At 52.3% G+C, this 13,489-nt stretch carries 15 protein-coding genes; all 15 read right to left on the reverse strand.

Annotated features, from left to right (window positions below; translation table 11 throughout):
- Window positions 1-230: 230 nt before the first annotated feature.
- Complete coding sequence (locus tag EDI29_RS22965; RefSeq protein ID WP_241664910.1) at window positions 231-2,501, reverse strand: hypothetical protein; 2,271 nt, start codon at window positions 2,499-2,501, stop codon at window positions 231-233.
- A gap of 2 nt (window positions 2,502-2,503) precedes the next feature.
- Window positions 2,504-3,085 carry a phage tail protein I gene (locus EDI29_RS08375; RefSeq protein ID WP_039476227.1) on the reverse strand — a complete coding sequence of 194 codons (582 nt, stop codon included), beginning with the start codon at window positions 3,083-3,085 and terminating at the stop codon, window positions 2,504-2,506.
- Window positions 3,078-4,181: a baseplate assembly protein gene (locus EDI29_RS08380; RefSeq protein WP_039532760.1), complete on the reverse strand. Its 1,104-nt coding sequence runs from the start codon at window positions 4,179-4,181 to the stop codon at window positions 3,078-3,080. The genes EDI29_RS08375 and EDI29_RS08380 overlap by 8 nt, the downstream gene beginning before the upstream one ends.
- Window positions 4,172-4,519 (reverse strand): GPW/gp25 family protein, encoded by a 348-nt coding sequence (locus tag EDI29_RS08385; protein WP_010294895.1) that lies wholly within the window; start codon window positions 4,517-4,519, stop codon window positions 4,172-4,174. Before EDI29_RS08385 ends, EDI29_RS08380 begins: the two co-directional genes overlap by 10 nt.
- Before the next feature lie 58 nt (window positions 4,520-4,577).
- Complete coding sequence (locus tag EDI29_RS08390; RefSeq protein WP_137740528.1) at window positions 4,578-5,159, reverse strand: phage baseplate assembly protein V; 582 nt, start codon at window positions 5,157-5,159, stop codon at window positions 4,578-4,580.
- Window positions 5,156-6,316: a phage late control D family protein gene (locus EDI29_RS08395; protein ID WP_137740529.1), complete on the reverse strand. Its 1,161-nt coding sequence runs from the start codon at window positions 6,314-6,316 to the stop codon at window positions 5,156-5,158. The genes EDI29_RS08390 and EDI29_RS08395 overlap by 4 nt, the downstream gene beginning before the upstream one ends.
- Window positions 6,304-6,516, reverse strand: a complete 213-nt coding sequence (locus tag EDI29_RS08400) for a tail protein X (RefSeq protein ID WP_010294901.1) — start codon at window positions 6,514-6,516, stop codon at window positions 6,304-6,306. Before EDI29_RS08400 ends, EDI29_RS08395 begins: the two co-directional genes overlap by 13 nt.
- Window positions 6,506-7,435 carry a phage tail protein gene (locus EDI29_RS08405; RefSeq protein WP_137740530.1) on the reverse strand — a complete coding sequence of 310 codons (930 nt, stop codon included), beginning with the start codon at window positions 7,433-7,435 and terminating at the stop codon, window positions 6,506-6,508. The genes EDI29_RS08400 and EDI29_RS08405 overlap by 11 nt, the downstream gene beginning before the upstream one ends.
- On the reverse strand, window positions 7,435-9,930 hold the full coding sequence (locus tag EDI29_RS08410; protein WP_137740579.1) for a phage tail tape measure protein: 2,496 nt from the start codon (window positions 9,928-9,930) through the stop codon (window positions 7,435-7,437). The genes EDI29_RS08405 and EDI29_RS08410 overlap by 1 nt, the downstream gene beginning before the upstream one ends.
- Window positions 9,931-10,154: 224 nt before the next feature.
- Complete coding sequence (locus tag EDI29_RS23155) at window positions 10,155-10,298, reverse strand: GpE family phage tail protein (protein WP_094431851.1); 144 nt, start codon at window positions 10,296-10,298, stop codon at window positions 10,155-10,157.
- The gene (locus EDI29_RS08420) at window positions 10,243-10,563 is read right to left on the reverse strand and encodes a phage tail assembly protein (RefSeq protein WP_103860994.1); all 321 of its coding nucleotides are present in this window, start codon (window positions 10,561-10,563) and stop codon (window positions 10,243-10,245) included. The genes EDI29_RS23155 and EDI29_RS08420 overlap by 56 nt, the downstream gene beginning before the upstream one ends.
- A gap of 142 nt (window positions 10,564-10,705) precedes the next feature.
- Window positions 10,706-11,230, reverse strand: a complete 525-nt coding sequence (locus tag EDI29_RS08425; RefSeq protein ID WP_010281046.1) for a phage major tail tube protein — start codon at window positions 11,228-11,230, stop codon at window positions 10,706-10,708.
- Complete coding sequence (locus EDI29_RS08430; RefSeq protein WP_137740531.1) at window positions 11,230-12,657, reverse strand: phage tail sheath subtilisin-like domain-containing protein; 1,428 nt, start codon at window positions 12,655-12,657, stop codon at window positions 11,230-11,232. Before EDI29_RS08430 ends, EDI29_RS08425 begins: the two co-directional genes overlap by 1 nt.
- Window positions 12,647-12,844, reverse strand: coding sequence for a hypothetical protein (locus EDI29_RS08435; protein WP_010281040.1), 198 nt, complete (start codon window positions 12,842-12,844; stop codon window positions 12,647-12,649). Before EDI29_RS08435 ends, EDI29_RS08430 begins: the two co-directional genes overlap by 11 nt.
- Window positions 12,841-13,308 carry a Gp37 family protein gene (locus tag EDI29_RS08440; protein WP_137740532.1) on the reverse strand — a complete coding sequence of 156 codons (468 nt, stop codon included), beginning with the start codon at window positions 13,306-13,308 and terminating at the stop codon, window positions 12,841-12,843. The genes EDI29_RS08435 and EDI29_RS08440 overlap by 4 nt, the downstream gene beginning before the upstream one ends.
- Window positions 13,309-13,489 lie beyond the last annotated feature (181 nt).

The following is a 13,489-nucleotide window of genomic DNA, read 5'->3' on the forward strand; positions in this document are numbered from 1 at the left end:
CGCAGAGGAAATTGCTATCGCGCGGCTTTTTAGCCAATGACGGGAATGTGCACGTCATAGAGGTATCAATACTGTCCGCCTGGCTGCGAAAAAAAAGGGTATGTGCCGCACGATAAGCGCGGCACATCCTGCTCAATAAATTAAACGTTTACACTGTTATTCATATTGAAAACAAACTACAAAATTAGGTGCTACTCGTTTCTATTAGCAGTTATCCAATTTAGACACTATTAGAGGTCGTAAACCATAATAGTAACCATCGAAGGAGTGATAATACCGTCCGTGTTGTTATCTGACACACAAACCGAGATATGGCTGTTATCAAGAAAATCCGCATGTGCAATAGAACCAAACCGCTGATTAACAAAATTCTTGCGGCCATATACTTGAATAGGAATTGCAAAATATGCGCTTAATTCAGACTCGGCATAAGCAATGATGGGTACCCGGGGATTTGAAACTGGAGTGTCTAACTCCACGTTCATCTGATAGTTCAGCCCATCAATATCAGCAACCTGTCCAATCGCGCGCATACCCACTTCACGGTAAACCAATCCCATAATATAGAAAGATTTTTTTGAACCAGTCGCAATCCCGTGGTTGGGGTAATTTATTTCCCACATACCATTAGACGCATTCAGGCCATTGTCCATTGTGATCTTTGTTACAGGGAAACTTCCGGCCAGACGACGACGGACATATGGTGCACTGATAACATCAGTAAGGGTTGCATCAACCAAAACCATCTTTGTCATACCCAGTTCTACATAATATCCCTGATCCTGACGCGTAATGTAGCAACGTAATATGTTTGCATTCACCGCGGTGAATTCAACGCCAACACCATTCATTGGGGAAAATTGGCCTAATGCTTTCAACTTGAGGCCAAGGTTAAAGTTAATATCTGCCGAACCATCAAAGGCCACGCCGTTAATTTTGCGCGGTGTCGCTAATTTAGCCGCCGCAACAGCAGTTCCATTTGCAGATAATGCCCCAATGTCTCCCGCATTCAGCGCGATATCAGACGACAGCGCTTTTCCGTTTACCATCCGCCCCGATGGTACACGCCCGTTAGCGTTAGTATTAGCGTTAACTGCGGCAGTTGCAGCATTGTTAGCAACAGTAGTTGCAGAAGCTACGCGGGTGTCCGTTTCTGCCTTGGTGTAGGCTCCCACATCCCCAGCAGCGAGGCTAATATCAGCCGACAGCGCTTTTCCATTCACCATCCGTCCTGAAGGCACACGCCCGTTAGCGTTTGTGTTGGCATTCGTCGCGGATGTCGCTGCATTATTCGCAATCGCAGTTGCTGCCGTGACACGGGTATCTGTCTCTGCTTTGGTATAGGTACCCACATCAATCGCCGTAGGCGGATTCCGCGTATTATAATCACGACGCCACCCTGGAGAGTAATTATCACCATGATTAATATAAGTAAAATTGGCATTAGGTATCGCCCCGGCAGCGCTCACCGTTGAAGGTGTGGTTACGCGAATAGTTGTCGCACTTTCCACTCCGAATACTTCAATGACCGAACCCGCTAACTGGATATTACCAACACCCGTATCTGTAATGATCTTATTATTCGCATAGCTCCAACTGCCTTTACATATCCAGTAAGGATGGTTAAATGCGCCCTGGTTCTTCAGCCAAGCAATGAAATCAGAGGTTTTCCACGCACCACTATCGCCACCAATATTTATCGCTCCGTGAAAAGCACGGGCAGCACCAATATTTTTAACAAACAGATTCTTATCCGCAATATCTGCACCGTTCTGATCTTTTGCCAGCTTTCCAGCTAATGCATTCAATACCGTCGTTGAGAATTGTGGATCATTCCCCAACGCATTGGCCAATTCCTGCAACGTATCCAGCGCCGCAGGTGAACCATTCACCAATGCGGCAACAGCCGCTTTAACAAATGCCGTTGTCGCTACCTGCGTATCATTAGATGCTTGCGCAGCCGTTGGAGCCGTCGGCTTACCCGTCAATACTGGGCTCGCTTTTGGTGCATATTGCGTATGTGGGTCAGCCGCTACGTTGTGCGCATTCAGTTTATTCGCAGCCTCTGCTTTTACATCAGCGATAGCATTCAACACCGTTGCCGAGAAATTGGGATCATTACCCAATGATTTCGCTAATTCCTGCAATGTATCCAATGCCGCAGGCGCACCATTAATGAGTGTAGCAACAACGGACTTAACAAATGCCGTCGTCGCAACCTGCTGACTATTGTTGTCGGTTGCAGGTGTTGGTGCTTTAGGCATGCCGGTGAAGGTTGGGTTCGCCTTTGGCGCATATTGCGTATGCGGATCGGCGGCGGCGGCGTGTGTCGCCAGATCGCTGCCCGTTTTTTCCTGCTCTTTTTTCAAATAGCGGGTACGACTGGCCAGTTCTTTAGCCTGTCGGTTTGAAACACCATCCGGTCCACCTACGACCGGATCTGATGTTTCGATTTGGTAAATGCTGTCAACCCACTGTGGATTCTCTGACAAATTCGCCATATTCAAGCGCTCCCATGATTGTAGTTACTGTCGTATATTGCCGTCCGGTTGTAGCGGATAGGCACTTCCCAATATTCGATGCTGGCTAGGTGGCACCGTGCCGGGGCAAACATCCCAATGGCATTGCGCAGCATTCTGGCCTGATCGTTGGTAATCGGTTGTTTTAGCAGCACGCGATAAACCGCCCACGCCGCTTTGTCGCCGTGCACATAAAGGTTGTTGTAGGTGGTTTCGCCGTCGTAGCTCAGGCGGCCAATATTCTCGATCAGCGTGCTCTCGCCGAATCCGAAACGACGGATGATCTCTTTAATGCTCCAGGGCGTACCTTTGCTGCGATGCAGATCGATAGCGGCCTTGATCAGCGCACGTTTGGAGTCATCCGATTCAGCCAATTCCCAGCCGTCGCCAAACAACGAGAACTGTTCTGCCAGCCAGGGCAACACGCTGCCGTCAGCGATATCGATCAGATAAACCAGCAAAGCATTCAAATCGATGTCATCAAAGCGGTCGGCCAATTCCGCCAGCGAACGAAAGCTGGCGTCAGCCGCCAACGGCGGTGGCAACAGTTGTAGTGAATCAGCCATTCGACACCCCGACGACGCTGACATTGATGCCCGTACAGTTCGCCCATTCACTGTCATCAAGCACCATCAATGACGGCGAAACGAGCTCTACCTGATACACGCCGGGGATGGAAAGCGTGGCAATAATCTGGCTTGGGACAATGTCACGCCCCAACGTGGCGGTACGGGTTTCCACCCAGGCCTGCACCGCTTTTTCTGCAGCAGCCTGAACGACGCCAGCCTGTTCGCCGTTAAACAGCGTCAATTTGGCGCTGATGGCGTAATCCACCTGCGTGGGTGATTTGGCGGAAACAAAATCCGTCAGTGGACGCACCTGTTCGTCGGAGCAAAAACTTTCCACCAGCGAAAGCATGCTGCTGTCCGGCAGGCCAGTGCTGAGCAACGGATAAAGCACCACTTCGCCCGGTTCGGGCGACATCACCGCGACATCGACAATGTTTTGGTGTGCCCGCATCGCATGGAAGCGATATGCCAGTTTCGATCCCGCCGTACTGAACGATTCCGGTGCCAGTTGAACACGTTCACGCAGGCGATCATCATCTTCCTCGGCGGAACCGCCGCTGCTCTTGGTGATATTGACGACGCTTAAATCACTGTCGCCAATCTCATCCAGCAGAGTACTGATCTGAGCAGGCAGCCAGTCATTGCCCACATCGCCACTTTCGGTACAGGTCGCCAGCACGGTGACCCCGCTGCCGCTCGCTCTCAGCAGCGCGTCGCTGTCGGTGGTGAAAATCACGCTGTCTGATGCGCTAACGCGAGTACCCGCAGGAATCAGCAGATCGCTGACTAACGGCGTTTCAGGGGTAAAGCGAAGTTCTGCACGCGCTGGCTGCGCCGCCAAACGATAGACGCCGACCAGTTCTGCCAGATAATCCAGCATCGGTGCACGCGCAAACGCAACCAGGTTCTGCTTGGCGGCTTCCTGGACCGCACTACGCAATAAAGTTTCCCGGTAGGCAAAGAGGTTAATCAGCAGGCGTTCGGCCTGCGCCGGATAGAGTGTTTTCCCCGAATCAGCTTCATATTTCGCGATCATTTCGGCGGTAATCTTCGCCGCATCACGTTCAATAAAATTGGGTTCTGTCAGCGCCATAACAACTCCGTGGTCTGTGTCGCGCCATTAGCGGTCTTCCAGCTAACGTGCAGCGTCAGGTGAGCCCCATTCACAGAAGGTTTAACCGCCAGTAGCTGGCAGCGAGGTTCCCATCGTTTGATCGCTTCTACCGATTCCCTGACGACATGCGGAATCGCACGATCGATCGGATAATCGAGATACAGATGTAGATTGCTACCAAAGTCAGGCCGATGTGGGTCGCTGCCGCAGGGTGTCCGCAGGATGATGTGAATCGCCTGCATGATATCTGCCGTTCCTTCGACGATGTCGCCGGGACGTTGCAGCGCCGGTTGCCAAAAAACAGATTGAGTTTTCATAGGGGGCTATTGTCGCCCCCGGTGAGAGAAAGGAATATTAAAGCGGTTTAGGGAAACGTTAGTGCGAGTGGTGATTGGAGTTGCCGCCAGCATCCATGACGCTGCCGCTGGCACTGACGTTGCCGGAGATACTGACATCACCGCTGAGGCTGGCACCGCCGGAACCGGACATCCCGCTCTCGTAGGTGAGTTGCCCTTGCACCAGTAGCTTGCCCGTCACCGTCGTTTCTGGCGCATTAATGGTGACCCGCTGGGCGTTAACCACCACGTCAGCACCGCTGCTAATCGCAATATGCTGCACGCCGCCGTTGATCGTTAACGTATGCGTTAGACGATCGTATTCAATATGTGCGCCGTCAGCGAACGTTACCGCCCTTTTGTCCTTATTTGCCAGCATTGGCACATCAACGGCGGAGTAAATCGCCCCTAGCACTAGGCCATCTTCGCCGTTGCCGTCCAGCAGAACTTCGACCTGCTCGCCAATATCCGGCAACCAATAATCCTTATTATTCTGCGTATTACGCTGTAATACCGGAAGCCAGGCCGTACGCAGATTATCGCACTCTGGTAGACGAACGCGCACCATGACGCGAACCTCATCTACCGCACTGATCGTGCCAATTCGACGAAATAAACTCATAAACCTATATCCTTTTTACTCTTGACCGTCTGTGTTGTCTGGCTGCCATCCGGGTGGTAAGTCACCAGCGTTTTTCCGCCGTCCGATTTCCGCTTGCCCGCCGTAATTGGCCCGCGAATCAACCCAATCTCCGTGGTGTAGCCACTGCCACGTTCCAGAGCATGGCGAGCCGATTCGATCAACCAATGGCCAGAAAGTTGGCCGAACGACACCAGCTCTACTTTATTACCCGCCGCCAACTGTGGGCTGCCCATCAGCGTCATCGACCCCTTTTGTTGCTTTTCGTTGTGCGCATCCAATGCGGCATCCGTTTTCATCCTCGCTCCAGAAGCATCCGCCGCGCGCACGTTAACTTTTAACGTATCCGCACTGGTCTCAGCACCGGCAGGCTTCATTTCGTTGTTCGCGCCACCGTTGGCTTCATAAACCATCAGTTTCTTTTCACTCCCTTTCTGATACTTCGTCTTGGCGTTTTTATAGACGTGGCTGATCGTGTCGCTCAGTGAAAAACGCGCGACGTCCGTTGGCTTAATTTGTCGAACAGACGCCTGATTGCGCAGCGTCGCCAGATGGGAAAAAATCAGATGGTCGCTGACCACCTTCACGACATAGCCATATTCACTGGCGAGCCGCTTTAGAAAAGCAACATCGGTTTCCGCATATTGCGTAACGCGATCGATCTTGATGATTTGAATCTTCCCTACCAGCATCAACTGATGCTTTTTCGCGATACGTGTCGCAATCGCGGCTAACGTTGTATCTTCAAAACCGCGGTTTGATTTGGTTCTCAATGCACGATTGACCGATGTCGCGACGCCGCGAATCATTACTTCGCTAGGCGGTGAACTCACCTCAATTTCATCAATCGAGAAAGTGCCGCAGTCAAACAGCATTTCACCGAGATACCCTAGCTTGAGCGATAACGTATCGCCCGTACCGGGATACCACTTATCCATCCAGCGGCCATCTGTATCATCGAGCCTAACCTCGATCGAATCCGATTCATTCTTGATGCTATCGGTATACGTCACGCTGGTAACATACGGTGCGATATCATTGGTGATGTCTTTTTGCTGATACCACAGGGTAAACGCCGGTTGCAGTACTTCCGACACCGCAGGAGAGATCAGCTTGAGTTCTTCCGTTAACGCAGCCATGGTGGGGTGTCCTCCGCTTTACTGGCCTCTGCCTGTTCAATAATCGGAATCAGCACCACCACACCCGATGGCAACAGCGGCACGATGGGGATATGCGGGTTAGCCGCAATGATCCGCGGATAGCCGAGCGGATCGCCGTAATACAGGTAGGACAAGGTATCCCAGCGTTCGCCCTGTGTAGTGATATGTTCAAGGTGCATATGCTTCAACCCTCTTCACGATTTCCGCCGTCAGTTTGCTCAGCGCAGGTTCAGCGCCTTTAAATGTGTCGCTCGCGGCATCAACATGTTTGCTGATGGCTTCCAGCTTCTCGATAACATTTTTGCTGTCGACGTCCTGCAACAAGGCGGCAACTTGCTTGACCTGTTTCAGCATTTCATTCGCCGCTTTATTAACCGCTGTAATTTCAGGCATCATCTTCTCTGCCTGAACCGCTGTATCAGATATGGCCTCTGCCGCTTTTTTAAACGCCGGTTCCACCTCACTTAACGGCGTCAATACATTCCCGACTTGTGTTAGCAGTCCGGGAATTTGCAACAGCGCAGTTTCGGGATTGTTTTTCATCCGTTTTACAATCTGCACGGTGGTTCTCGCCGCCTTAACGGCAGACTGCGCCTTCTTGGCATACGTGACAGCCGTGCGTAGTGAAGCTGCAAAATTGCTCACTTTATCGACTGCTTTGGTGATGGCGCTGACGTTAGGAACAGGGGTTTCTATCGCTGGCGGCTTGAGCGGATTCTTCGGATCGCCAATGTATTCTCGCAGCGTTAGCTCGGCATTCATGGCCAATACGTTGCCCTTCGCGTCAGTATGCTGGCTGGTCGAGGTCAGTGCCGTAATCACAAACCAGCCGCGATAATCCCCATTGCCGAAGACTAACGCCATTGCCTGATGCGCCCGCATCGCCTCAGCCAACCGCTTCAGCTCCGTATCGGGCGTGCAGTACTGCTTGTGAAACACGAGACTAATATTAATCTCGTCCAGCTTCGCGCCGATGAACTGCAGGCCGGGTTTACCTTCAATGCGGCCATGCTCGGCATAATCTGCACCGAATGACGAATTAAAGCCGTCCCAGTAGGCGGTCACTTTAAATTCAATATTTCCTAATACTGCAAACATCAGGCGTACCCCCTGCGCTCACGCTGGGTGAGCAGCTTGTTCAACATATTTTCCAGTTCATTCATGCTAAGCGTCAGCGTCTTCGTCATTTCAGGCGTTGGCGCTGCCTTCTGGCCGTTGAGATAAATGGTGGGTGAGAAAGCGACCTGAACACGCTCGGAAGAAGCCGCACTAACGAGCTTGCCTTTCGCTCCTCCGGCTGGGGAGGTCATTGCGACACGTTGTTGCGGCGTTGGCGCAGTGCCCTTTTCAGCAATAGGTTCATGTAGCGACAATGCAGATATCGGCGTAGGTTTTAGAACTGGCGGGGCTACAGCACTGGCAGCCACAGATTGACCGCTAGCTTCGATAGACACGGTTTTCGAACCCATACCCAAAAAGTCTTTAACGCCATCGGGAATAAACTCCACCATTTTGTTAAAAGTGCCAGAGACTTTCGGAAATTCACTCGACAATGCGTTCACAAACGCATCAATGCATAGTCGCCCCACCTCACTTAAACGTTCAGGTAACTTATTTCCTAACTCATTAACATCTTTAGCCCAGGTTGAATACCACGTACCAAATGGCGACCAATCAACCAGAACAGCGAGAACACCCGCCACGCCTCCAGACATTCCATCTTTGAGATCGGCCCAAAATGCTTTGAGATCCGCCCACAAATTTTTCAAGAAAGCGCCAATTTTTTCCCGATAGCGGTAGACCAGTATCCCAATAATACTTAATGCAATAATCGCCCAACCCACTGGCGTCGTCAGCAGCATACTCCCCAGAGACAAAACAGCTCGGCCCGCCATCATCAAGCCGCTACGTAACACACCGCCAAGCATGCGTGCTAATGTCCCGGCTCCACCAACCAGCCAGTTCAATGCCGCTCCAAGCCCCTGTAAGAATCCTGTTGTTCTTAGCCCTGCGGAAAATAGTTGCCAGCCCGTCTTAATCTGTAAAATACCGTCCTTGAATGCCTGAAACGAAGATAACAGCGTGCGAATCCCCTGCCTCGCGCCACTCACCGCTTTCCCGAACATAAAGAAACTCGCAACGGTCACCACAATGCCGCGAACCAGTTCAGGGTTCGCGGCCGTCCAGGTCACCAGTTGATCCAAAATAGGAATCAATATGTCGCTCAAGGAAACCAATACTGGCGTCAGCGCTTCACCCACATTGAGTGCAATATTCACCACTGACGTTGTCATTTTCTGCCAGCGTCCGGTCAATGTGTCATTCTGCTGGGCTAAGTCGAGCCCCAGCGTTTGCGTGGCTGCCGGGCTGTCCATTCTCTGTTGGTTCGCTTGATAGCTCTGCCAGTTCTGCTTCATCGACATCGCATGATTGACGGCTTCTGGCGTACGGAACACCTCCTGCAACCCGTAGCGCTGCATTAAACTTTGCTGTGCGTCTGCGTTGCCCGCTTTACTGGCCTTATCCCACAGTTGCTGGAATTGACTGCCTTTGCTGTCGATGAATCGGTTACTAATCTGAACCGCAGCGTCGTACTGTGAATATCCACCTTTCATGTAGCTTTTTAGTGACGCGTTATAATCTACGCCCGCGTTGTAGTAGCTGTCGGCAATGTCGGTTCGTCCCACCGAATTCATGAAACTCCCCAGCCGAGCAGCTGTGTTCGCTTCCGTATCCGCACCTTTTGTCGCGCTCAAACTGGAAACCAATTGGCTCAGCGCCTGATTACCCGTCGCCCCCATCGCCGTAAATCCTGGAGCCAGCGCAGTCGCGTATTGTGTCATCGACGCCATGGAGAAACCCTGTTTAGTGCCCGCCAGCATGCGGGAGAAGGATTCCTCCAGCGCCTTCGCGCCTTTCAGGTTAAACACGTCATCCAACGTGACCGAAAGTTCTGTAAGATCGGACAACGCCGCGCCGGATGCCGTTGAGGTTTTCCCCAACACTGCCGCAACATCCGTTGCCTGCTGCTGCGACATTCTGTTATCAAGCAGTTGTCCGGCACTGCTGAGCAACGCATCCGGCGTTTGGTTCACCTGTTGAGAATATTGACGCAGGCGCTGCCCCATCTCTTTTTCTTGCTCGCTCGACATCCCATGTGCAACGCTGATATCACGCAATTGCGCCTCAAATGACGCATAGCGTGTGACCGACGCCACAATAGGTGCCATCACTGAACCAAATGTCTCCTTTATTTCCTGGAAGCTTTCGGTGCGTTCGGCATGACTCTCACGTAGCGTTTCCTTACGTGACTGACTGCTCGCCAGCCGCTCCTGATTGATTTCCAGTTCAAGCCGCGACTGATTTAATTGGGATACGGTTTGTGTGCAAACAGCACCGAAACGCTCCAACGACTGGTTTAACTGAGACACAATTTGCGTGCTAATAGCGCCAAAGCGCTCCAGCGACTGATTAAACTGCCGCTGCCGCTCCTGCGCTTGTTTGAGGCTATCGCTAAGTGGCTGCAGCGATTTTTTTGTGTCATCCAGCGTGGCGCCAAACACTCTGCCCAGCATGACACCATTTAAAAGCATATCCACGGTTCACTCTCATTCAGAAAAGCCCCTTGTGGGGCGGATCGGAGACGGCGGCTTACGCCGCTCCAGTGTGGTTTCCCCATCACAAACCGGGGATAAAACGAGGCAAAGGACGGGTGATAAGTGGGAGAAGAAGACAGGTGGTGAGGGAGAAAAACGGCCAGCTCCCTTATCGCTGGCCGGGTTAGGGTGGATGGTGGACTCATTAATCCAATCAGTAATCAGTCTTCCTCACCGTTCTCACGTTTTATCTGTTCGCTGGCTTCATCCAACCAGCGTTCAAAGTCGTCCAATTCCAGCGCATCAATCTCACTCGGCTGAAAGCGAAACCACCTCGCCAGCAGGGCCTGTGCTTTCCACAGCAGCGCCGGCTGCGTTATCCAACCCAAGTAACTGCTGAAATCGTTTTTGCAGCGCCATATAGTCCTGCGCGTCCATCTCATCGATGTCTTCCGGCACCAGACCGGTCATACGCGACAGCAGCGCGTCGTCCCAGTTGCTTGGGTCATCGCTGATTTTTTTCACCGCTTTGATGTCTTTGACTTTCAGACGCTTGAGAGAAATAGACTCCACGCGTTGACCGGCAGAAGTGGTGTAGGGGAATTGCAGAGAATAGGTTTCAGTGTGCATAACGGCTCCTTAGTAAATGTCGGGAGCAGTATCGCGTGCGGCGGGGAATAACGATTTTAAAGTGAATTAGAAAACGAAAATGGCGGGCATAAGAAAGGGGCCGAAGCCCCTCTCATTCCTTACTTAATCAATGAATACCAAATTAACCGCCGATATTAGCGCGGTAGCTGTTCAGTTGATCCACGCCGCCCACCATGAAGATGTTGGACAGGTAATCCAGCTCCAGCAGGTCTTCACCGTTCATCACCTGCTTGATGTAGGTACAGCTGAACGCGCTGCTAAAATCCGGGTTTTCGTGCTGCTTGAACGTGCCCAGCGGATTCTTTTTGAACATGATGGTCATGTGAGTCACCAGCGGCACTTCTTCGATACGGCCCTGAGAGCCATAGCGTTCCACGCTGGAGCGGCACTGCAACGCCAGCGACTGGTAAGGATTCGCCGCCGCCAGCATCGCTTCACGGTAGAAGGAGTTCCATTTGATCTCGCCTTCCAGTTTGTCGAAGCCCGCAGGCAATTCGATCTTGCCGACCATGCCCAGCGCCTTGTGCTCCTGCATAATCATGGAGATATCCGGCAGTTTGATTTCCTGCGCACGCCCCAGCAGGTTGGTGCCGTTGATGTAGATGTTGGCGTTGGTAATACGGTTTACTTCAATTTTCCCGGCCATCAGTTAGTGCCCTCCAGCGTTACCAGGTATTCCGAGGTGATCTCCGTCTCAAAGGTCAGACGCTCAAGCGGCGGCGGCGGAGTGAATTTGTAGTTAAGCAACAGGTGCCCTGCCGCCAGTTCGGTTTGTTCGTTACGCGCGGCATCAAACCAGCATTTGAAGCCCAGCAATGCGCCGTCACCGATCAGCTTGCGACCGTAGGCGTTGACGGATTCCACCAGCGCATCGATCAGCGCCTGATTGATCGGCATATCGATGTACTGCTGGCTGAAATAGCGGATGGATTCGTTAATCACATCGCCAGTACGACGCACGTTTTCGAAGTTCTTCATGTGCGTCACGGTTGGCCAAGCAGCAGTGCGATTGCCCCACAGGCGCAGGCCGGAACCATAGCTGTTGAAAATGGTGCTGATGCCCTGCTCGTTCAGCAGGTTCACTTCACTCTGCGGATCGTCAATCATCGCCGACAGCTGGCGCTCTACGCCGGTGATCCCTTTGATTTCCTGATTGGATGATGACCACCAGAAACCTTTCTCCAGATCGACTTTGGCACGCAGACCGGCGGCACGCGCCGACAGCGGCTCCAGACGTTCGCTGTTGGTTTCGGCGTTGTACACTTTTACGTGCGGATAGCACAGACGAGCACGTTCAGAGCTGGTGTTGAAGTTGATCGTGCCTTCCGGGCCACGGCCGCTCAGAGCCTGCGCAAAGGTGGTGCCGATTGGCGCATCGATATAGGCAATCGCGCCCAGTTTGTCAGCCAGCGAGATCAGCTCGGTCGTTACGCTATTTTGCGTACAGAACACCGGCGAAATCAGAATCTTGGCAAAGAAGCCGTACAGGTTGTAGGTATCGTTCAGCAGCTTCATACCGGTACGTTTGCCCGCGGCATTGATGCTGCCGATGATGTCGGCGGCGGTCACTTTCGTGACATCAGCAAAGTCATAAGACGCGCTAACTACGGCAGCAACATCAATATTTTTACCCAGATTTTTCAGGACGCCGGTTTGCGCATCCAGCGTATAGTCCTGACCTTCGACAAACGGCTGACCGCCTTCTGCCGCTGTCAGCACCAGCTTGGCAACCACACGGTTTACCAGTTGTGCCGTACCGGTCGCTTTGTCAAACGTGACTTTTTCTGCGCTCACAGACGATTTGTGTTTCGCCGGGTCCAGCACGTTGATGACCAGAACCGTACCCGCACCATGATCGTAAATTGCATCCAGCGCCTGCGGGATGGTATAGCCGCCGAACTGGCTACCAAACTGCGCCGCGTCTTTTTCAGACAGGCACAGCGTAACGTCATTTACCGCACCCTGCGGTGCCGTACCAATCAGCCCAATCACCGCAGATTTGACGGTTTTCACCGGACGAGCACCGGTTTCAACTTCAATTGTCTCTACACCATGCAAATAATTAGCGGCCAAGGGTCACCTCCGTTGCGCTATCAGCCAGAACCTGATCCGCGACAGGCAGCAAATAGCCCAGCGCGATCAGCGTTTTCACATACTCATGATCTGCTGGCAGTTCAGTCACCTGAGCGGGCCAAAGCAGAATTTCCTGACCATCTGCCAGCGTGACGCCGCTGGCGGGGCCGGTGTAGCGGTATTTCATGCGTCTTTCTCCTCATAATTAACCGTGGTAAGCAGCGGACCATCCGTCTGCTCGCGGTCTTCGATAAAAAGGGTTTCTGTGGTGCAATCGATGGCGTAATGCCAGCGTCCTCCGGTGTAACCAACGTAGCGGTCACGTACTAGCCGAATACCGCGATGACAGTCAGGCAATCGGTATCCTCCCAGCGCCTGACGGACGGTATCGAGTGTCGCCAGTACGCCGTCTTCGCCATCCAGCTCCGGCAGCAGCACGGCAACCATCAGCTGTGGTCGCTGCATCTGAACCGGAGAATCCACATCTTCCGGTGCGGAAAATTCGGAACCGCGATACCCCACCAGCACATCGCCAGCAGTCAGAAGGTCTGGCCCGATCAGAATGTTTTCTGGACAGGACGCAATCCGCCGTGCCGGTAAGTGCTGTTGGAGGCGGGCTATCACCGCATCGATAATTGGTCTGGTATTCATATCCGTTCACCCACTGTATTGATGGCACACTGTTTTGGTGGCACATCGTGTTGATGGCGCTAGTATCCGGATAATGGTTGGCTGCGGCTTTTAATCTGTTTTAGAAAAAACAGCGACGTGATTTATTTGAAAAAAACGCCTAATACACTGAAAAATAAAAATTACTTTGATAAAAAAAACG

Origin of the sequence: Pectobacterium polonicum, from assembly GCF_005497185.1 — a bacterium.
GTDB lineage: Bacteria > Pseudomonadota > Gammaproteobacteria > Enterobacterales > Enterobacteriaceae > Pectobacterium > Pectobacterium polonicum.